This window comes from Streptomyces sp. NPDC002130 (genome assembly GCF_040296465.1).
Classification (GTDB): Bacteria; Actinomycetota; Actinomycetes; order Streptomycetales; family Streptomycetaceae; genus Streptomyces.
Window position 1 is genome coordinate 1 of the sequence record NZ_JBEOXI010000162.1, and the last position, 19433, is coordinate 19433.

The 19433-nt window shown below is 66.4% G+C and carries 14 protein-coding genes and 6 pseudogenes; 10 read left to right on the forward strand and 10 right to left on the reverse strand.

Annotated features, from left to right (window positions below):
• Positions 1–186 precede the first annotated feature (186 nt).
• Complete coding sequence (locus ABT116_RS27070) at positions 187–897, reverse strand: DUF4241 domain-containing protein (RefSeq protein WP_351638913.1); 711 nt, start codon at positions 895–897, stop codon at positions 187–189.
• Between the two features lie 151 nt (positions 898–1048).
• Between ABT116_RS27070 and ABT116_RS27075 the strand changes: the two are divergent.
• Positions 1049–1715 (forward strand): annotated as a pseudogene (locus tag ABT116_RS27075) (IS5 family transposase); the annotation flags it as partial.
• A gap of 9 nt (positions 1716–1724) precedes the next feature.
• On the opposite strand, the gene ABT116_RS27080 reads toward ABT116_RS27075, so the two are convergent.
• Positions 1725–2312, reverse strand: a complete 588-nt coding sequence (locus ABT116_RS27080) for a TetR/AcrR family transcriptional regulator (protein WP_351638915.1) — start codon at positions 2310–2312, stop codon at positions 1725–1727.
• Between the two features lie 368 nt (positions 2313–2680).
• Here ABT116_RS27080 and ABT116_RS27085 point away from each other — a divergent pair, with 368 nt between their 5' ends.
• The 3 genes from ABT116_RS27085 (at position 2681) to ABT116_RS27095 (ending at position 5522) form a co-directional block, all read left to right on the forward strand.
• The gene (locus ABT116_RS27085) at positions 2681–3226 is read left to right on the forward strand and encodes a hypothetical protein (protein WP_351638918.1); all 546 of its coding nucleotides are present in this window, start codon (positions 2681–2683) and stop codon (positions 3224–3226) included.
• A 267-nt stretch (positions 3227–3493) separates the two neighbouring features.
• Positions 3494–3826, forward strand: a complete 333-nt coding sequence (locus ABT116_RS27090) for a DUF6153 family protein (protein WP_351638944.1) — start codon at positions 3494–3496, stop codon at positions 3824–3826.
• A gap of 94 nt (positions 3827–3920) precedes the next feature.
• A complete protein-coding gene (locus ABT116_RS27095; RefSeq protein ID WP_351638921.1) occupies positions 3921–5522 on the forward strand; it encodes a multicopper oxidase family protein in 1602 nt (533 codons plus the stop codon).
• Between the two features lie 245 nt (positions 5523–5767).
• On the opposite strand, the gene ABT116_RS27100 is transcribed toward ABT116_RS27095, so the two are convergent.
• Both ABT116_RS27100 and ABT116_RS27105 read right to left on the reverse strand, forming a co-directional pair.
• Positions 5768–6538, reverse strand: a complete 771-nt coding sequence (locus ABT116_RS27100; protein ID WP_351638924.1) for a transposase — start codon at positions 6536–6538, stop codon at positions 5768–5770.
• Positions 6539–6581: 43 nt separating this feature from the next.
• The gene (locus ABT116_RS27105) at positions 6582–7205 is read right to left on the reverse strand and encodes a hypothetical protein (RefSeq protein ID WP_351638927.1); all 624 of its coding nucleotides are present in this window, start codon (positions 7203–7205) and stop codon (positions 6582–6584) included.
• Between the two features lie 192 nt (positions 7206–7397).
• Here ABT116_RS27105 and ABT116_RS27110 point away from each other — a divergent pair, with 192 nt between their 5' ends.
• Positions 7398–8072 (forward strand): lytic polysaccharide monooxygenase auxiliary activity family 9 protein, encoded by a 675-nt coding sequence (locus ABT116_RS27110; protein ID WP_502983950.1) that lies wholly within the window; start codon positions 7398–7400, stop codon positions 8070–8072.
• 335 nt (positions 8073–8407) lie between these two features.
• Here the strand turns inward: ABT116_RS27110 and ABT116_RS27115 are convergent, their stop codons facing one another.
• Together ABT116_RS27115 and ABT116_RS27120 are read right to left on the reverse strand one after the other, a co-directional pair.
• On the reverse strand, positions 8408–9889 hold the full coding sequence (locus ABT116_RS27115; protein ID WP_351638930.1) for a UvrD-helicase domain-containing protein: 1482 nt from the start codon (positions 9887–9889) through the stop codon (positions 8408–8410).
• A complete protein-coding gene (locus ABT116_RS27120; RefSeq protein ID WP_351638933.1) occupies positions 9882–12116 on the reverse strand; it encodes an ATP-dependent nuclease in 2235 nt (744 codons plus the stop codon). Before ABT116_RS27120 ends, ABT116_RS27115 begins: the two co-directional genes overlap by 8 nt.
• Before the next feature lie 175 nt (positions 12117–12291).
• Here ABT116_RS27120 and ABT116_RS27125 point away from each other — a divergent pair, with 175 nt between their 5' ends.
• The gene (locus ABT116_RS27125; RefSeq protein WP_351638936.1) at positions 12292–13143 is read left to right on the forward strand and encodes a DUF5655 domain-containing protein; all 852 of its coding nucleotides are present in this window, start codon (positions 12292–12294) and stop codon (positions 13141–13143) included.
• 176 nt (positions 13144–13319) lie between these two features.
• Here ABT116_RS27125 and ABT116_RS27130 read toward each other — a convergent pair whose 3' ends face one another.
• Both ABT116_RS27130 and ABT116_RS27135 read right to left on the reverse strand, forming a co-directional pair.
• Positions 13320–14432 carry a DnaB-like helicase N-terminal domain-containing protein gene (locus ABT116_RS27130; protein WP_351638938.1) on the reverse strand — a complete coding sequence of 371 codons (1113 nt, stop codon included), beginning with the start codon at positions 14430–14432 and terminating at the stop codon, positions 13320–13322.
• A pseudogene (locus ABT116_RS27135) lies at positions 14432–15172 on the reverse strand (DNA cytosine methyltransferase); the annotation flags it as partial. The gene ABT116_RS27130 and the pseudogene ABT116_RS27135, both read right to left, overlap by 1 nt.
• Positions 15173–15433: 261 nt before the next feature.
• Here ABT116_RS27135 and ABT116_RS27140 point away from each other — a divergent pair.
• The 3 genes and pseudogenes from ABT116_RS27140 to ABT116_RS27150 all read left to right on the forward strand — a co-directional run.
• Positions 15434–16103: pseudogene (locus ABT116_RS27140) on the forward strand (transposase).
• A 1-nt stretch (position 16104) separates the two neighbouring features.
• On the forward strand, positions 16105–16536 hold the full coding sequence (locus tag ABT116_RS27145; RefSeq protein WP_351638941.1) for a hypothetical protein: 432 nt from the start codon (positions 16105–16107) through the stop codon (positions 16534–16536).
• Between the two features lie 287 nt (positions 16537–16823).
• Positions 16824–17456: pseudogene (locus tag ABT116_RS27150) on the forward strand (FxSxx-COOH system tetratricopeptide repeat protein); the annotation flags it as partial.
• A 24-nt stretch (positions 17457–17480) separates the two neighbouring features.
• Here ABT116_RS27150 and ABT116_RS27155 read toward each other — a convergent pair.
• Together ABT116_RS27155 and ABT116_RS27160 are read right to left on the reverse strand one after the other, a co-directional pair.
• Positions 17481–17625: pseudogene (locus ABT116_RS27155) on the reverse strand (IS481 family transposase); the annotation flags it as partial.
• Positions 17626–18012: 387 nt separating this feature from the next.
• Positions 18013–18243: pseudogene (locus ABT116_RS27160) on the reverse strand (hypothetical protein); the annotation flags it as partial.
• A gap of 155 nt (positions 18244–18398) precedes the next feature.
• Here ABT116_RS27160 and ABT116_RS27165 point away from each other — a divergent pair.
• Positions 18399–19394: an MMPL family transporter gene (locus ABT116_RS27165; protein ID WP_351638942.1), complete on the forward strand. Its 996-nt coding sequence runs from the start codon at positions 18399–18401 to the stop codon at positions 19392–19394.
• Positions 19395–19433: the final 39 nt, after the last annotated feature.

Below are 19433 nucleotides of genomic sequence, written 5' to 3' on the forward strand. Positions count from 1 at the left end.
CGCGATCTCCCACAGCCCGTCCGGAACAATCCAACTCCACGTATCCCGCCCCATACCGAGGTCAACGACGCCTCACCACGTAGGACACGGTCTAAAAAGTCATCTCAATTGGTGAGCTCGGCAGCAGGTTGGGGTGCCGGCGAGGCTCAGCGAGCAGCCTGCTCAGCTCGCCCGCTACCCGGCCGCTTACGCCAGCCAGGACAGATACGGGGCGACGGCTACGGTCGCGACCTCACCGGCTGCCGTGCGCCCAATCCATACGGCCGTCACGCCTTCCTCGGCGGGGAAGGTGAGTAGATCCGCCTGACTGGCATGGTGGGTGACCATCTCAAACTCGCCAGAGCGCACCTTCTCGGTCTCACGGTCGATGGCGACCCCAGGAAGCTGCTCGTGTCTCTCCCAAAACTGTCGGAAGGGCTCGGTGAGGGCCTGCCAACCGCAAGCGTCAGCGAAAGCCCCCATCGCGGTGTCCGTCTCGAAGCCGATCTCATCGCCAGAGACGAGCTGCTCAATGTCATCGTCCACACCGAGAGCCATCTCCCACACGGATACCGGTTCGTTCCGTACGAGCAGACGCACTGCCGCGCACTCCCGGCCGTTGAAGGACTCCCCCATGAATTCGTAAGGTGCCTCGACCCAGGATGCTTCCACGTCGTACGTTCCCGGAGGTATCCGCTCTGCCAACTCGCGACCGGGCCGGCCTTCCGGCCAGGGAGTGTCCACCATGAGCCGGCCACTGGGCAGGCGGATCGAGGCGACGACACTCACCTCCACCACATCAACGGGCCGGAGTGCGTCGCTGGAGCGCACACCCAACCGTTTCCCCGTGGCAAAGACGGCCTCCAGAAGCGCAGACCACTCCGGACTGGCATTCGCTACTTTGCTCGCGTCCTGCATAGATCCCCCTACCGACAACCATGGTCAACCGTAGACCGCCTCAACAGCGCCAAGGCCCGACATGGCTCATCGGCTATGTGCCAGTCGCTTGCGGCCTGCAGGAGAGAAGCGGATCGCTGACCAGCGTAAAAGATGGGGGGACAGACAATGGATGAGTAGGCTGTTGACCGTGGCGGGGGTCGTCGAGCGGCTAGTGCCGGACAAACTGTGGCAACTGTTCCAGCGAGTGGTTCCGGAGGCACCGTCGCGGCCTCAGGGTGGCGGTCGGCGACGGCACGGTGACCGGGAGGTACTGGCCGCGATCACGTTCGTTGCGACCTCGGGCTGCACATGGCAGCAGTTGCCCGCGGCGTCGTTCGGGCCATCCGGCGCGACGGCCCACCGCAGGTTCACCGAGTGGACGAAGGCCAGAGTCTGGGCCAAGCTCCACCGCCTGGTCCTCGACGAACTCGGATCCTGCGGCGACCTGGACTGGTCGCGGTGCGCGATCGACTCGGTGAACATGCGGGCCCTTAAAAGGGGACCTGACAGGTCCGAATCCTGTGGACCGGGGCAAGTACGGCTCGAAGGTCCATCTACTCACCGAGCGGACCGGTCTGCCCCTGTCCATCGGCATCTCAGGCGCCAACCTTCATGACAGCCACGCTCTGATTCCTCTCGTGAAGGGCATACCTCCGATCCGGTCCCGCCGAGGACCTCGCCGACGCAAGCCCGGCAAGCTCCACGCAGACAAGGGCTACGACTACCGCCACCTGCGGCAATGGCTGTCACAGCGAGGCATCCAGCACCGCATCGCCCGTAAAGGTGTCGAGAGCTCTCCCTGGGAGTCAGTGCGGTGAAGGGCGCACGCCGGCGAGGGTGACCGTGACCAGGCGGCGGACGGCGGCCTCGGACGGCAGGGTTCGTGCTGCTGCCAGGGCGCTGAGGCAGTAGCGGGTGAGTTCGGCGGGCGGGATGTCGGCCCTGACGTCGCCGGCCTTTGCTGCCGCCGTCAGCAGCTCCTGAACCATACGCTGAAGGTGTCGGTGGGCGTGGGCGAGGTGGTCGCCGCTGTCTCGATGCAGGAACGCTCCCAGATCCGTGTCGTGGTGGCCGTGCGATGAATGGTTGATGAGGGCGTAGGCCTCCAGTACCGCTTCGAGGCGCTCGCCCGGCCCGCCGGTCCGGTCCCGGACTTCCGCCAGTCGGTCGAGGTGACCGGCGATCTCGCGAGCGTGCCAGGCGTGCAGGATCGCTTCGACGTCCGGGAAGTACTTGTACAGCGTGGCCCGCCCGATGCCGACCTTCTGTGCGATCTGAGACATCGTCACCGACAGAGGGCCCTTCTCGGCCGCCAGGGCGGCGGTGCTGTCCAGGATGGCGTCGCGCACCTCGCGGCGGTGCGCCTCGATCGTCTCGTTCCACAGCTTCGGCACGCAGAAAGCGTACGGGATGCCGAGGTGAGGACACGATGGTTTGACAGCGACAAAGTGTCTCGATAAAGCTGAGCTCGTTCGACCAGACGCCGCTCAGGCCTGGCGAGACAAGGAGAACCCCTCATGGTGGATCCGTCCCAGGAGCCGACCAGTCGCAAGAAGACCGATGAGACTTCTGGCAGCGCACCGAGTGCGGGAGCGCCGCGCTGGGTGAAGGCTGGGCTCGTCGCACTGGTAGTGGTCCTTCTCTTCGTGGTGCTTCATCTGCTCATAGGGCCGGGGGAGCACGGTCCGGGTCGGCACTTGGGGGGACAGGCCCCGCTGTCCGGCGTATCCGCAACCGCCGGACCGCCCACCAGGGGCATCGGATGACCATGCCGCCCCGGCTGCGCAAGCTGGCCCTCATCGCACACGTCACGTCATCGGTCGGCTGGCTCGGCGCGGTCGTGGCCTTTCTCGCCCTGGCGGTGATCGGCACAACCAGCCAGGACCCGGCGACGGTGCGTGGCGTCTACCTCGTGATGGAGCCGGCCGCTTGGTGCGCCCTTGTCCCGCTGGCCTTTGCCGCGCTGCTCACCGGCATCGTCCAGTCGGTGGGGACGCCCTGGGGCCTCTTCCGGCACTACTGGGTCCTGTTCAAGCTTCTGATCAACGTGGTGGCCACCGTCGTTCTGCTGATCTATATGGGGACGTTCAGGTCCATGGCGCACAGGGCGGCGGACCCGGATGCTGAGCTGTCCTCGGTCCGCAACTTCTCTCCTGTGCTGCACTCCGTGCTTGCGCTGGTCGTGTTGCTGCTGGCCATGGTGCTCGCGGTGTACAAGCCGCGGGGCGTCACCTCGTTCGGGCAGCGAAAGCAGGAAGCGCAGCGCGAGGGCCGCATCGCGAATGCGGGGTCCGCGCCTCAGACGTGAGGGTGCTGCGGACGGGTGCGCCCGTTGCTGTCCCGGAAGCGCTGCTTACCCCCTCCGGGTATATTGGCGGCAGTCGTCTCACTGGAACTCAGAGGGAAAGCGATGACCGTACGCGGAGCTTTGGCCCCGCGGACTCACGCCGCGTACGGCGTCGTCCGCTGGGTGCGGGCCGCCGTCATCGCTCTGCTCGCGGCACTCGCCGTGCTGATTCACCATGAGACGGCCGCCGCATCGATGGGCTCGACCGCTACGTCCGCCATGCACGTGATGACGCCCGGCATGGTGATGGCGAGCGGCCATGCCGCACCGGCTACGCCCATGGCCGGGCATGGGCACGCAGGCACCGCAGGGCAGGCCGCAGAGCCGAGTCACGCTGCCGCGCCGAAAACGAGCAGTGCTGGCGGGCCGCCCTGCTCCGGTATGGCCATGGAGCACTGCTCGACCGGGAGCCTCGAGATCGTGAAGCTCCCGGTGCCGGTACAGAACTCGGTGCCGTGGGGTCTCGCCGCTGCCGAAGCGGTCGCCACAGGGCCAAGATCCGCCGGTAGGGACGACCGAGCGCCCCCGGACCTGTCCGTTCTCTCTCAACTGCGCATTTAGGCCGTGCCCCACGGCGCCCTCGTGCCCATGTCCTGCCGAGGAGCCGTCTCAGCACGCCAACTCCCGCATGCGCACACTGAGATCGAGGAAGTCCATGAACAGCATCAACCGCCGCTCCGTCCTGCTCGCCGGGCTCGGCGTCGCGGGCGCCGGCGCGCTCGCCGCCTGCAGTAGCGGATCCAGTGCGACACCCACCCTCGTCAACCCCTCCGGCTCGGCAGTCGCCGCAACCGAGAAGAAGCGGAAGGGCACCGGCAGGACGCAGAAGGTGATCCTGGCCGCCGCGCCCGCCATGCTCGACCTCGGCGGCGGCGTCATGGCCAGGAGCTGGGCCTTCAGTGGTCAGGCCCCGGGCAGGGAGATCCGCCTGTCCGTCGGCGACACACTGGCCGCCGAACTCTCCAACCAACTGCCGAACAAGACCGCCACATCCATCCACTGGCATGGCATAGCCATGCGCAACGACATGGACGGCGTACCCCCGGTGACCCAGCAAGCCGTACGCGCCGGCGCCAACTTCACCTACCGCTTCATCGCCGACGCCCCCGGAACGTACTTCTTCCACCCCCACGTCGGCGTCCAGCTCGACCGGGGCCTGTACGCGCCGCTGATCGTCGAGGACCCCAAGGAACCGCTGCCGTACGACGACGAATGGGTTGTCGTCCTCGACGACTGGGTGGACGGAGTCACCGGCACCCCCGACGAGGTCCTCGCCGAGCTGCGGCAGGGCATGGGCGGCATGGACATGGGCGGGCACTCCAGCTCCAGCGGCCATGAGGGCCACGACATGGGGGGCATGGACATGGGGGACGACTCGCCGCCCCCGTCCGCCTCGCCCTCGTCCGGTGGCATGCCGATGAAGTTCATGCTGATGGGCGCAGAGAGCGACCTGCTCGGCGGTGACGCCGGCGACGTGAAGTACCCGTACCACCTGGTCAACGGCCGTGTTCCCGCCGACCCCGCCGTCTATCGGGGCAAGCCTGGCCGACGAATCCGGCTGCGCATCATCAACGCGGGCGGCGACACGGCGTACCGAGTGGCGCTCGGCGGCCACCAGTTGACCATCACCCACACTGACGGCTTCCCCGTCGAGCACCAGCAGGTGGACGCCCTGCTTGTCGGCATGGGGGAGCGGTACGACGTCCTGGTCACCCTGGGAGACGGAGTCTTCCCGCTCGTCGCACTGGCCGAGGGCAAGGACGCCACCGGCATGGCCCTGGTGCGTACGGCATCCGGCGGTGCACCGAAGGCCACCGTCCGCCCGAAGGAACTGAACGGCAAGATCCTTACGACGTCAGAGCTGCGCGGGGCCGGCGACGTACGCCTGCCGGCCAAGAAGGTGGACCGAGTTCACCGCGTCGAGCTGACCGGCGGCATGGACAAGTACAACTGGACCATCAACGGCAAGGCCTACGACATGGCCGACCCGACCGCGAATCCGCTCACGGTCGAGGAAGGGCAGCGCGTCCGCCTGGACTTCGTCAACAGCACGGAGATGTGGCATCCGATGCACCTGCACGGGCACACCTACCAGCTCGGGGACAGCGGCCCGCGCAAGGACACCGCCATCGTGCTGCCCAACAAGAAGCTCTCCGTCATCTTCGACGCCGACAACCCCGGCCAGTGGATGCTGCACTGCCACAACGCGTACCACGGGGAGGTCGGCATGATGGCTCTGGTCGCCTACCAGATCTGACCGCCACCGCTGTGTTCGGTCCCGGGGTCTGACCCGTCCGGCCGGCCCCGGGACCGGAAGTGTCGGGTCGCGCCAGGAGAGGGTGGCGTTGCAGGCCAGACACACCGGTCCAGGCCGCATCATCGTTTTCCGGTCCCGCAAACAATTCTGACTCCCGGCTTACGGCAGATTCCCTGCTAAGGGCTGTCCCGTAAATGATCTCCGAGTCGTCTCAGGCATGGTCGGCTGCGGTGCGGCCCGCTGGTCTATCCGACGAGGGCGAGGTTGTGCATGCGGGCGATGCCGAGCATGGCCTGGTGGACGCCGTCGCCTTTGAGGCGGCAGTCGCGGAGAATCTTCCAGGTCTTCATGCGGGCGAAGACGTGCTCGACCCGGGCGCGGACGTGCTTGTGGGACCTATTGTGGTCCTCTTTCCAGTCCGGGAGTTCGGTCTGGCCGCGCTGCCGACGGTGCGGGATGACCAATCCGGTGCCCGGGTAGCCGCCGTCGGCGATCGTGGTGGTCTTCCCGACGGCGGCTTTGGCGCCGGATTCCTCCCATGCCTTGCAGTCGTTGCGGTTCCCGGCGAGCGGCTGGCCGACCACGACGACCAGGCGGGTGTCGGCGTCGATGACGATCTGGTGGTTGGTGGAGTACCGGTAGTTCTTCGACCGCTCGGCGATGGTGTGGTCGCGGGTGGGTACCAGGGTGCCGTCGACGATGAGCACGGTGTCCTTGGCGAACCGTTTGGGGGGCTGGAGAGCGAGCATCGGCCCGAAGTGGTCGATGATCCGGTCCGCCGCCGACTTCGACACCCCGAACAGCGGAGCGAGTTGCCGCATTGTGAGGTTCGTTCGCCAGTAGGCCGCGACCAGCAGGGCACGATTCTCCAGCGGAAGGCTCCACGGCCGGCCCTTGCGGACCGCGTCCGCACCCTGGCGCCGCAGAACCGTTACCAGCTTCCCGAAGGCGCGAGGGCTCAGCCCGGAGAACGGGGCTATCCAGGAAGCTTCCGACGCCGTGATCACACCAGCCATACCAAGATCGTTTCATGGTGTGGCTGGCGGCTCGGCCCACCTCTCAGCTGCCGCTCAGCGGAGACGCCCACGTGGGGTCGTGTCGGGATCTCCTCGTGAGGTGGGCCAGGAGGTGCTCCGCCGCGATGGAGGCAGTGTCTTGCGGCGCGCCGACTGCGGTCAGGGCGGCGATAAGCCTTGCTGATGCTGTTTCCGGCACGTCCGGGTCGGTGAGGAGGGGAAGCAGCAGCAGGAAGCGGGTGGCCGTGTCCTGGACGCCTGCGTCCGCAAGCGACGGGCTGTCAGCAATCCGGATCAGTTCGTGCCATGTCAGCCCAGTGCCCGAGAAATCTCCGTCCCAGCTGGCGATCTGCTCGGCGTAGCTTCTGCCTGGATGGGTGAGGAGGTAGTCGGTGCCGTAATCGCCATCCAGGTTGCGGTAGATCACCACGGCTCCGGGGCCGTCTTCTGCCGGCACCCTGAACGCTGGCCAGCGCCCAGGATCGAAGAGGACCTCGGACAGGGCATCGACATCGGGGCCGTCCTCGCCGAACCACTCTGGAACCGGGCGTTCGGGACACCCCCCATCGCTGCACATTGCCAGGAGGTAGTTCGACCAGAAGCCCGGGTGGACCAGCAGTGACTCGCCCGGCACCAACGGGCCGACGTCGTATCCCTTGATCAGCACCCCTCGATCCTGTCACTAGCCACTGACACGGTCCGATCCGGGATCGGCAAGGGGTGCGCCGTCCAGTTACGGGACAGCTCTTAGCCGCCCACCCTGTAAGCAACTCCGTTTGCTTCATTGACATCTCACTCAGAAGTCCTACCGTTGGGAGCGCTCCCACGACAGCCTCGCAACTGGAAGGAGTCCCCCCACATGCGCAACCAGAGTCCGTTAACCGGGCGTTCGCGGTCGTCGCTCCGCCGGCCTCTCCAGGCGCTCGTCATGCTGTTCGCCGTCGTTGTCGGCGCACTCGCCTCGTCGACCCCCGCCCAGGCCCACGGCACCGTCGTCGGCCCCGCTACCCGCGCGTACCAGTGCTGGAAGACCTGGGGTAGCAACCACACGAACCCGGCCATGCAGACCCAAGGCCCCATGTGCTGGCAGGCCTTCCAGGCCAACCCCGACACCATGTGGAACTGGATGAGCGCGCTTCGCGACGGCCTCGGCGGCCAGTTTCAGGCGCGGACGCCCGACGGGACGCTCTGCAGCAACAACCTCTCCAGAAATGACAGCCTGAACAAGCCCGGACCGTGGAAGACCACCACCATCGGCAACAACTTCTCGGTCCACCTGTACGACCAGGCGTCCCACGGTGCCGACTACTTCAAGGTCTACGTGAGCAAGCAGGGCTTCAGCCCCAAGACCCAGACCCTGGGCTGGAGCAACCTCGACTTCATCACGCAGACCGGCCGCTTCGCCCCGGCGAAGGACATCACGTTCCCCGTCCGGACCTCCGGCTACACCGGACACCACATCGTGTTCGTGATCTGGCAGGCCTCGCACCTCGACCAGGCTTACATGTGGTGCAGCGACGTGAACTTCGGCTGAGCCGCAAAGTGTCGCACACGGCACCGGCCTCTGCCGGGCGCCGGTAACCCGCCGCCCGGCCGACCGAGCCCCGTCGGGGCAGGGCCCCATGTGGTCACCCTGTCCCGACGGGGCTTCCCGTGTTCCTCACCGACACCGCAGACCAAACGCCAGATTCACCTATAAAACGCCGGCATAAAACGACCTCTAACAAGTCGTTCCCTTTGGGGCGATGACGGATATCGCGCCTGAGTGTTGTTTTTTTGGTAGGTCGCTGGTTGCAGGTGAGGGCTGGGGTTATGCCGACGAAGCAAGTTAGTCTTCCGATCGAGGGATATCTGGACCACCGCCGCGAGTCAGAGTGCCACCGTGCGAAGACGCGCACGCGTGAGTGCCACGTACAGGGCTCGATGGTCTGCGTCGTCAGGGTCTAGTCCCTGTGCTAGGGCTGATGCGTCCGCGACGCTTAGTTTTATGGCCACTGTGTCCCACTCTCGCCCTTTGGATTGGTGGCACGTGAGGCCAGGGACCAGCCGATCATCCGCGAGCCTGGTCTGCAGTCGGGCCAGATCCGCGAGAGGTGCCCGTGCATAGCGTTGTGGGGGAACTGCCAGGTTCAGGTCAGCAAGCTGCCCTGAGAGATTTTGCCATACCTGCCGAGGAGGGTGGCCGTCTGTCAGCTGGGAGACAGCCACTCGCAGGCAAGGGCGGAGGCGCGTCGCTAGATCGTCTATGTCCAGCCCCAGGGTAGACAGGGCATCGTGAAGGAAGACTGCCTGAAGGCCCAGCGCACGCTGGGTGATCTCATTGAGAAGTAGTGTGCATATTGCTTCCTGAACTTTTCCGACACGAGTCTTGATGGCCAGAGGGAGTACGTGCGAATGGGCATCCCATAGGGATTGCCACTTATGCGCAATGACTACGTCGGCGACGTGTGGTGATCCCGGGGTGAGGTAAACCGTAATCCGTTGACGTAGGCGCCCTGTTAAGAATGCCTGTTCTTCGCTTCCCCAGCGGAATGATTCGTGCAGGGTGTGTGTGGTGAACTTGTTCGCGTGGATGAAAGTCTTCATAGCCGCTGGGCGTGCTCCTCTGAACTGGTAGAGGGCTTGCCATGGGTCACCTACTAGGGTTAGCGATCGGCACCCTGGTGTGGCAATTGAGAGAATCTCCCTGTCGAGATCGTTCGCGTCGAAGACTTCGTCCACTGTCAGGGACCTCATGGTATTCCTGAAGTAAGAGGTCAGTGCTGCCCTTGCCTCGTTAATTCTCAGGGCTTCCTGCAGAACCTCTCGTACGTTGTCGTGCGTGCATCTACCTTCGAGGATCGCGTTCTTGAAGTCCGGGGCGGACGGGTGGCTGCCGGGCTTCTGCTCGTCAATGGTTCTGATGACGACCTGTCGGTGCTCGGATACTTTCAGTACGGGCTTGATGCGTCCGTATTTCAACGGAAGGGCTGTGCGCCAGGTATCGAGCACGTCAAGGTCGGTGTGGCCTTGCGGCCATTGCAGGATCTTCTCTTTGAGGAGGTGAGAGAGGAGGTCGCACAGCAGGGTGTCCAGGGTCACGATGCGGTGGGGCCAACTCACCGCAGACGGGCCCCAATGCCGAACGACTCGATTCCGTAGTTCTTCCGTTGCCGACCGCGTGAAGCTGACGGCTACCACTGCGCGCTGGTCAGCGGTGGTCGCGAAGCGGTGCAGCCCGAACCGCAGTGCCGATACGGTGGTCTTTCCCGAGCCAGGCGCTGCTTCCACGTACACAAGACGGTGCGGACTGCCGGTGGCAAGAAGCTGGCTTGGTGTCAGGCTCTCGATTCCAGCACCGGGCTTAGACATTGCTGTGAGCTCCCGGCCATTGCTCGGGGAATGATCCTTGGGCGGTGGGCCAGGCACCACGGCCGTCTGCGGGATGGGGTTGTGTCGGACGAGCAGGAAGCAGCTCGTCCCAGGACGGCAGCGCACCCCAATCTGTGTCGAAGTCTTCCTGCTCATCGTTCGCTTCGTGCAAGGCGGGCTCTTGCTGCTCCCAGACAACCTCTTCGAGGTCATCCCAGTCGATCAGATCTGGAACTGCATCCCAGATGTCGTCCGGCGCAAGCCAAGCGGGCGGATCCGTGGCGAAGTTCGCGTCCTCCGCGGCAGCGGACCTCGGTCCACCCGGGTAAAGGAAGTCGAAGAGGTCCTTGAGGTGGTCGGGCACGCGGATGGTCGAGAATCCGGCAGCCTGACCGGATCCGGAGTCGGCGGCATCACGCAGCAACGCAGCAAACGTCAGGGCGAACTCGGCCTTGCGCCGTGCGCCTCGTCCCTCCTTGGCTCCCTGCTCGCCGTCCTTCCCAGCTCGTCGGCTGCGGAAGTAGGCCGTAACACTGTCGACGGAGATTTCGGTCAACGGATGCTCAGGGTCGATAGCTTGTTGCGCCGCTGCGATGAGGTGCTCGTTGCCCGGCGTAATAGCCGGTTCAAGCGTGGGGTGGCTGATGAAGGCTTGGACGATCGATGGATCATGCTCAGAGAGCCACTGGGGTGAATCCCGTGCGCTGTCGAACGGCAAGCTGCTGTCGCTGTCGCGGAGGATGGCCAGCTTCGTACAGAGCTCTGCTCCGCGTGTAGCGAGGAGGCGGACAGCCCATTGTCCGACTTTGGTTCCCATAGGGACGATGCTCAGCGCATCGACGAAGGCTTCCTTCGTCTCGTCGCCGACGGCCCAGATCCGGCCGAATTCTCGTACCACGGCGGCTTCCGTGACCCCCTCGACCAGAAGCAGTCGTTCAGCGAAGAGTGCTGCTGAACGGCTCGCGTCGAGGTGCAGCTTGGTCATCCGTAGCGTGGCTTCACGATGCTGGTCAGGCACGACGTCTCTCACGCAGCGGCTGACACTTCCCCGCCCTGTGCGACGTACGACCACTAACTCCTGCGGGTCACAGGCAGTGATGATGTCGGTCGCATGACTCGAGAGGATAACTTGCAGCTCTGGCCTTCTCCTCACGGTCTTGCGTAGGTAGCGGACCAGTGAATGCTGCAGTTGAGGATGGAGGTGAGCCTCGGGCTCTTCTATGACGATCGTTGCGTGGAAGGGAGCCGTGGAGAAGAAGGAGTCTTCCTCCGCTGCCGCCTCGGCCTGCGCTTGGACCAGATTCTCAAATGCCTGCTGAGCCTGCTCTTCCTCCGAGCCAGCCCCCTCATGTCCTAGGACGCCCGATGAGTCCTGGATGTCGAGGGGTGCTTCGGTGGAATCGGGTATCGCCGCCAATGTCACCGCGATGTGCAGCAGATTTACATATCCCAGTCCAGAGACTTCCAAGGGACGCGCTTCCGAGCGCCCTTCGACGACGGCGAGCATGACCTCCAGGACGCGTGCGAGGTAGGCGTCGTCGATGACTTGCCCACGAATGTAGGGCCACTGAGGACTGACGCCGGCAGACAGCCTGCCCAAGTGCTCGCCGATGCGCGCTTCCACGACGTCGATCAAGCTGTCCTTTGCGAGGTCTTCCAGAAGCCGGGAGGCGCGGGCTCTCAGTGCCACCAAGTTGCGACTTCCATACAGTTCCTGCTGCCGCGCCCGGAGGAGCTCGACCAAGATGCGTGCTTCCCGTCGGGCCAGTTCGTCCAACGGCTGGCGCCAAGCGGGTAAATAGATCAGTTTGAAGTTGTCGAGCTTCGGGGCAAGTCCGTGCTGACTGACCATTCGAGAGGTGACTGTCCCCAGCTGGGGGTGCAGCGAGACGGTCCAGGTTTCAGCGTCTCCGCCGAGCCGTCGATGGCCCGTCGTGTGGAATTCGCGACCCAGCCGTCCCTCCGCTTCGAGGGTATCGCTCAGCGCATACGTGATGTCGATACTGCGGGGCACACCCGTATCCGGTGGCGACAGCACGGCTGAAGTCGGTCGCGGCAGCACGGGGAACCGGTTTCCGGGGTGTGCCAAGTAGAGCGCGTCCGTGAGCGTCGTCTTGCCGGCACCGTTCGCTCCGATCAGCACACTGAACCTGCCGGGTAGGTCGCAGCTCATTGGGTGCTGTGCGCTGGCGCGCAGGCCGCTCACCACAACTCGGCTCAGATGCATTGCCGTTCCCCCCGATCAACTCGGTCACTCTCTGAACATCATCGCTCAGCGGTACGCGTACGCGTGCCCATTTTGATCACGACGGAAATATCGCTGAGTCCTGCGACGTTCTCCACTGTCACCTGGTCGTGATGGGGGAGTAGTGGGGCTCAAGCTGTTCGACATGCAGAGAGGCATGACGGAGGTTGTACCGCAGCTTGCTGATGCCGAGGCAGAGGTGCAGGGCCTCGTCGAGATGCACATGGAGACGCTGCTGGGGGTGCGGTTCCTGGCAAGTGAGTACGGCACGGGGCCGGTTCATGGGGGCCGGATCGACTCGCTCGGGCTGGACGAGAACGGGTCGCCGGTCATCATCGAATACAAGCGGGGCATCGACGCAGGGGTGATCAACCAGGGCCTGTTCTACCTGTCGTGGCTGATGGATCACCGCGTCGAGTTCGAGCACCTGGTCCGCGACCGGCTCGGGGTGACGGCCGCGTCCCAGGTTCTGTGGAGCGGCCCACGCCTGATCTGTATCGCTGGCGACTTCACGCGGTACGACCTGCATGCCGTGCGCGAGCACCGGCGCTGGATCGACCTGGTCCGCTACCGACTTTTTGGCAGCGACCTGCTCAGCCTAGAGACCGTTGCGTCCGTGAGCGCCGGTATGCAGGTCGGACGCCGGCCACGCCGCCAGACGGCGGTCCGGGCTGCAACCGACGGCGAGAGCGCGCCGATGAGGGAGCTGGTGAGTGCTGTCGACGAGACTCTCCTTGGGCTCGGGAACGGTGTGAACCGCGTCGAGCGCAAGACCTACTGGGCGTACCAGCGGCTGCGGAACTTCGCCTGCCTCTGCCCGCCGCAGCGCAGAAACCTGCTGGTCTACCTGAAGGTCGACCCTACCGAGGTCGACCTCGTTCCGGGTTTCACCCGGGACGTCTCCGGGCTCGGTCACCACGGGACGGGTGATCTGGAGGTGCGGCTCCGTACGCCGAAGGACATCGAGCGAGCACAGGATTTGTTCCGGGCGAGCTACGGGGCGGCGTGATCACCTGTCGACCGCTTGGCCGGCAACATGGGCCTGGGAGCCGACCAGGACGGCGGTCACGGGGCTGTGACGGGTGGGGGAGTGTCGAGGCGAACCTGGGCGTTGACGAGGGGGGTCGCGCTGAGATGTCGTCTCTTCTGCCGATGGCCGGGCCTTCGGGTCCGGCCACTGGCGTGTCACCTGGTTGCTCGCGCGCGGCCAGTGTTCGCGGCCGTCGTTGCTGGCGGGCCGGCACGGGTGGTGGGCGCCGGTCGCGCTCGTGGCGTCGGGACCGTTCCGGTGGCGTGATGCCAGCGGGTGCGGACGGCGCCGATGTCGGCCAGGGAGCGGCGGGCGCCGACGACCAGCTGGAACGGGGTGTTCGCAGGGTCTCCGGCGTACGCCTCGATGCGCCGGCCGGTGTGATCGGCGGTGGCCAGGACGGAGCGCTGCAAGGCGAGCTCGCCCCAGTGCTCCACGGAGCCGGCAGGTTCGGCCAGCAGTTGGAGCACGTCGTCCGGTTCGCTTCCGTCGAGCAGGCCGCGCTGTTGAGCCTCCCACAGGACAGTGACGGGGTCGACGGGCTCGCGACGGCGGGTCAGGGCGGTCAGGCACTGCCACAGGCCGGCGTGCAAGGGCAGGGTGAGGTCCTCAGGGAGCAGCCACCGGACGGACTCGATGTCAGCGGGGTTGGCGGTGGCGGTCGCGAGCAGCATCTGCTCCTCCTCGACGGCCTCGGCGTAGTCGGGGGCGGCGGTCGGCGATGGTGCCGCGGTGCGGGGCAGGACACCGGCACGCGGCGGGAATCTGGCTGCAATGTCGTCCACGACCGCGGCGAGCGCGTCGGCCTCGGCGAGCACCGCCTGGACGGGGTGGGGGAGGGAGACATCGCGGACGGTCTGGACGAGGCGTTCCGCGGCTGCCCCCAGACGGCGGCGGGCATGTTCGGCCTCGACCATCCGCGCGTAGGCGGACGCGTGGCGGGGCCAGGGGCAGACCTGGACGAGGGTGTGCAGGTATGAGGCGGTCAGTCCGCGCGCCTGCCCGCGTCCCGTGGCGAGCACGCGATCGAGCCAGTTGGTGTTCTTCGCGTGCTCGGCGGGGTCGGGCGGAGGCAGTGTGCTGATCGCGGCAAACAGGGCGGCGTGTGCGGCGGTGGAGAAGGAGTCGGCGGCGATGCCGGTCACGTCGTCGAGACGGTGGGGATCGAGAAGGAGTGCGCCGAGTAGGGCCTGCTCGACGTGGAACACCGGCTGCGGCGGTGCGATGGCGTCGAGGTCTTGTTCGTCGGGTTCGGGGGTGTGGGGCATCAGGCGGCGAGAATGAAGTCGTCGGGGTCGAGGGCGACACCGAGGTGCGGGGCGAGGAGGTGGCCGGCGAGCAATGGCGGTACGGCGTTGCCGATCTGGGAGAACTGCTGGCCCTTGTTGCCGGCCCAGCGATAGTCGGCGGGGAAGGTCTGCAGGATGCCTGCCTCGCGGGCGGTGATCCGGATCGGCTCGGGAACCGCTGGCGCGTCGACATCCATGGCCGGTGAGGCGGGCTCGGCGATCCAAGTGCACTCGTGCGCGCGGTGCCCGAAGAACAGCGTGCCAGCCGGCTCGGACAGTGGACGGACGGTGGCGTTTGCCTGGTTGTTGCTGCGCAGGGACCAGGACCAGCGGTGGGCCTCGGCGGTGAACGTCGGCGCCGGAGCGTCGGCGGCTCGGTTCTCGTGTGTGCCGTGCCGGGCCGCCCATCCGGCGTCTTCGCGGCGGGACTGCTGGACCACTCCGTCCGGCCGGGGCATCCAGGTGCCGCGCTCACGTGCGTCGGACAGCGTCTTGCGGGAGCCCGACGGGAACGGTTCGGGTCCGCCGCCGGGTCCACCGCCCGCGCAGACGGTGGGGACGGGCCGGTCGGTTGCGCCCCATCCCAAAGCCTCGGCCATGCTGACCCAGCGGGCGCGGCCCGGACCGAACAGCGACTCATGTTCGGCCAGTTGGGAGTGCGTGGGGGTAGGAGGCTGCGCCGTACGGATGCGGGAGGCCAGGAGTATCGCCCGCTTCCGCCGCTTGCGTCCGATCCGAAAGGTGCTGCGCCGGAGAGTGACTGGCGGGCGTGACAGATGTTGACCCCCGTCGGCTTGATCCGGCGGGGGTTCTGTCTGCAGGGCCGGCTACGCGGCCTCGGTCGGCGAAGGCATGGTTGCGAGGTGGGCGCGTCGGCTTCGAGAGAGATCGCTAGTCGCCTTTTTAGAGCTCGTAACACGATCTTGTGGACGTGCGCTGGTGGAGCGTGACTTGTATGAGGTTTCCGCCGTTCGTGAGGTGTGGGGAACCGACCGTGGATCGTGGACGACGACCTGTGGGCGCTGATCGAGCCGTTGCTGCCGTCCTGGCCCGAGAAGGCACCCGGCCCGAAGCCCGTAAATGACCGACTGTGCCTGCAGGGCATCCTGTACGTGCTCTACAACGACATCAGCTGGCAACTGCTGCCCATGGAAGTCGGGTTCGGCTCCGGGCAGACCTGCTGGCGCCGACTGGGTCGATGGCACGCTCGCCGAGTTGCACGCAGCCGACGCCCTGGACTTGACCCGGGCCTGCGTGGATGCCTCTCACATCTGCGCGAAGAAGGGGGCGAAGCCACCGGCCCGTCACCGGTCGACCGCGGGAAGACGGGCAGCAAACACCACCTGATCTGCGACGGTAACGGCACCCCGTTCAAGGTCATCACCACCGCAGCCAACGTCAACGACGTCACTCAGACCCTGGCCCTGGTCGACGGCATCCCGCCCGTCGCCGGCAAGCCGGGCCGTCCGCGCAGGCGCCCCGAACATCAAGGGGCTGGGCAAGCTCCGCTACGTCGTCGAGCAGACCTTCTCGCTCCTGCATCACTTCAAGCGTCTGGCCGTTCGCTGGGAAAGACGCCTCGACCTGCACGACGCCCTCGTCTCCCCTGCTTGCGGCCTCATCTGCTGGAGACGGTTCAAGAACAGGTAGCGTGATCTTCTTCGGCTCAGAGGAGTGGGTGGAGCTGTTGCCAGAACACATGGTGCGAGCGAGCGAGCTCTTGACCGAGCACGAGGTCGAACTGCTTCGGCGTTCCCTCCTTGAGTGGGGCGGGCCAGCGCGGTGCAGTGACCCCCTCGCTGTCGGCATGGGGTTCTCGGACGCTCAGGATCTGCTTGACCAATGCCGCGTGCTGAACGTTGCACTCGGTGAAGATGCTCCGCTCAAGGCAGTGGACTGGGCGCGAACGCTCCTGGCAACTGAGATTGTCTTTGCCAGCGATCTCGCTGGCTCGGGCGTCGAATGGTCAACGACCACGGGGTTCACCGACGAGGCCACGATCAGGACCTTGCGGTCAATCCAGCGCAAGCTTGCCAGCACCGTGAGGCCCTACTACGGACGACGTCCGATCCCTCCGCGCTGACTCACCACCAACGGACGGATCGCCTGGGCCGCTGGGAAACAAGATCGTGTTACGAGCTCTAAGCACGTACAGGCCGTTATCGCGCTCGCCCGTCGGCGCGTCAGTGTCCTGTGGGCCCTCCTACGCGACAACGAGTCTTCGTACCTCTCGCGCCGACCAGGGGATGAGGCGCCGCGGAGGGTGACCGATCGAACGTGCATTTGCGCCAGGTTCGGCACCGATCAAGTCAGAGTGGATCAAGTGGAGGTTGTGCACTCTTGTGTCAGGTAGCTCTGTTGGCGCCCAGGTCCGCCGGCCGCCAGGGCCCGTCGTACGCCGCCACGGTGAGCACGTTCGACTGGGGCAACTTCTACGAGCGGCTCGGCGGCAGCGTCTTCCTGGACGCGCTGCGCGACGACATGCGGGCGACGTACGACTACGTGCTGATCGACAGCCGGACAGGATTGTCCGACAGTGCGGACATCTGCACCCTTCAGATGCCGGACGTCCTGGTGGACTGCTTCACCTTCAGCCAGCAGTCCCTGGAAGGTGCAGCCTCCGTGGCCCGCAGCGTGGCGCGGCACCACCACCGGAGCAGCATCCGGGTGCTGCCCGTGCCGATGCGGATCGAGACGGGCGAGAAGCAAAGAGCCGATGCCGCGCGGGCACGGGCCAGGGAGGCGTTCGACGGCATCCCCACCGGGTTGTCTGCCGGTAAGACGGACGGCTACTGGGACCGGGTCGAGATCCCGTACCGCCCCTACTACGCGTACGAGGAGACGCTCGCCGTCTTCTGCGAGGAGGGCGGCGGCGCGGGCTCGCTGCTCTCCGCCTTCGAGCGGCTCACTGCAGTCATGTCGGACGGGGAGGTGACGGCGCTGCCGCCGATACACGAATCTGTGCGGCTGCGCTACCTCGACGCCTTCGGCGGGCTGCGGCCGTAGGCCCGGCCGAACTGCACGAAGGCCTGCCACCCCGCATGTACGGCTGATCTGTGGCTGCCGCCGAGTGCGGTGTGGCAGCGGTGGTGGTTGTGGATGTGCAGGAAGTCTGTCGGGGCGGCCGGGTGAGTTTGCCGGTCGCGCCGAGGTCGGCCAGGGCCTGCTGCCAGCAACGACCCCATCCCACGAACCAGTAACGCTCGCGCCTGGCCCGCGCCGAGCCGAGCAGGTCGAGGCAGATACGGCCGGTGACGGTCGTCAGCCACCCCCGTGAGACTCCCCTCCGGGTGTCGCACACCAGGCCAGGCCACACCTGCGCCGCCCCCTCCCTGCTCCAGGCCGAATTCGCTCGCATCCGCCGGGACGGCGGCGTCAGCGGCCATCAGGAAGTCGTTCGGGTCTCGAACGCCTCGCTTCAGGACATGGCGGGGTTCGCATCCCCTGGCCGGCAAAGGGCGACGGAGGGAATCTAGGCCCGTCCCAGGCTGCGGAGCCCATGCAGGGCCGCACCACCCCGCATGACACACACGCGGCCCAGCGACCCTGTAGGGGCGGATCAACCGCTCGACAGATCTCCTTCGACGAGATCATGAGGCACGGCGACCAGCTCCATGCGACCGCCGGCGAGGGCCAGCGTGGAGGAGATCAAAGCCTGCAGACAGGAGAGTTCCGCCTCGTCGTCGGGGTGTGTCAGGTGCTGCAACACGAGTCCGTCGAATCCGGCGAGGAAGAACCGCGCAATCGTCCTCGCCGACTGTGCGAGCTGCTGGCCTGCGCGTTCGGCCGCGCGTACCGGTGACCGGCGCCGAGTGGAACCGCGGTACCACTCGGGCGATCAAGTGTCCCCCCTGGTCCCAGGGTTCGGGCGGGTCGCGCTTCTAACGTCGACTGCGCAGGTCGCGGCGTTCGCCCGGCCAACTCCGAGGGGAAAGGCCCACTCCCATGATCGAAGCGCGTGAGCTGACCAAACGGTACGGCGACAAGACCGTCGTCGACGCGTTGAGTTTCACCGTCAAGCCCGGTGAGGTCACCGGCTTCCTCGGCCCCAACGGTGCCGGCAAGTCCACCACCATGCGCATGATCGTCGGGCTTGACGCCCCCACCAAGGGCTCGGTCACCGTCAACGGGCCCGAGACCGGCCCCGACAGCGCCCGCACCGGCCGCCTCGTCGGCGACATAAGGACCGTGGCCCCGGACATCCGCGAGACGACCGGAGCGAGGGTCGCGGTCACCGGAACGACCGCCGTCAACATCGATGTCTCCAACCGGCTCAGTGACTCCCTGCTGCCGTTCATGGCGATCGTCGTCGGCCTGAGCCTCATCCTGCTGACCATGGTCTTCCGCTCGCTGCTGATCCCGCTCAAGGCCGCCGTCGGATTCCTGCTGTCGGTCGGCGCCGCGCTCGGCATGGTCGTCGCTCTGTTCCAGTGGGGCTGGCTGGCGGACGCCTTCGGCCTGGACCACACCGGTCCGGTCGTCAGCTTCCTGCCGATCATCCTGATCGGTGTGCTGTTCGGACTCGCCATGGACTACGAGCTGTTCCTCGTCTCCGGGATGCGGGAGGAGTGGGTCCACACCGGCGTGGCCCGCGGGTCGGTGGTCCACGGCGCGCGGCACAGCGTACGGGTCGTCACCGCGGCCGCCCTGATCATGTTCACCGTCTTCGCCGGCTTCTTCCCCCTCGACGACGCCCTGATCAAGCCCATCGCCTTCGCGCTGGCCGTCGGCGTGGCCGTCGACGCCTTCGCCGTCCGCATGACCCTGGTCCCGGCCGTCCTCGCCCTCGCCGGACGACACGCCTGGTGGCTGCCCGCTTGGCTCGACCGCATCCTGCCCGACCTCGACGTCGAGGGCACACGGCTGCAGAAAGCCGTATCGCAGCACAGCGAGGCCGCCTCTGTGCCCGAGCCCGCGTCGGTGCCCGAGCCGGTGTCCTGAGCCGGGTAGCGTCCCGGCCCCGGGCGGCTGCACAGCGAC

Excerpts from the sequence above, each read along its gene's own strand:
- ABT116_RS27070 (WP_351638913.1), bottom strand. The coding sequence starts at position 897 with ATGCAGGACGCGAGCAAAGTAGCGAATGCCAGTCCGGAGTGGTCTGCG.
- ABT116_RS27120 (WP_351638933.1), bottom strand. The coding sequence starts at position 12,116 with ATGCATCTGAGCCGAGTTGTGGTGAGCGGCCTGCGCGCCAGCGCACAG.
- ABT116_RS27115 (WP_351638930.1), bottom strand. The coding sequence starts at position 9,889 with ATGTCTAAGCCCGGTGCTGGAATCGAGAGCCTGACACCAAGCCAGCTT.
- ABT116_RS27130 (WP_351638938.1), bottom strand. The coding sequence starts at position 14,432 with ATGCCCCACACCCCCGAACCCGACGAACAAGACCTCGACGCCATCGCA.
- ABT116_RS27100 (WP_351638924.1), bottom strand. The coding sequence starts at position 6,538 with ATGGCTGGTGTGATCACGGCGTCGGAAGCTTCCTGGATAGCCCCGTTC.
- ABT116_RS27090 (WP_351638944.1), top strand. The coding sequence starts at position 3,494 with ATGACGCCCGGCATGGTGATGGCGAGCGGCCATGCCGCACCGGCTACG.
- ABT116_RS27165 (WP_351638942.1), top strand. The coding sequence starts at position 18,399 with ATGATCGAAGCGCGTGAGCTGACCAAACGGTACGGCGACAAGACCGTC.
- ABT116_RS27085 (WP_351638918.1), top strand. The coding sequence starts at position 2,681 with ATGACCATGCCGCCCCGGCTGCGCAAGCTGGCCCTCATCGCACACGTC.
- ABT116_RS27110 (WP_502983950.1), top strand. The coding sequence starts at position 7,398 with ATGCGCAACCAGAGTCCGTTAACCGGGCGTTCGCGGTCGTCGCTCCGC.
- ABT116_RS27095 (WP_351638921.1), top strand. The coding sequence starts at position 3,921 with ATGAACAGCATCAACCGCCGCTCCGTCCTGCTCGCCGGGCTCGGCGTC.
- ABT116_RS27125 (WP_351638936.1), top strand. The coding sequence starts at position 12,292 with ATGACGGAGGTTGTACCGCAGCTTGCTGATGCCGAGGCAGAGGTGCAG.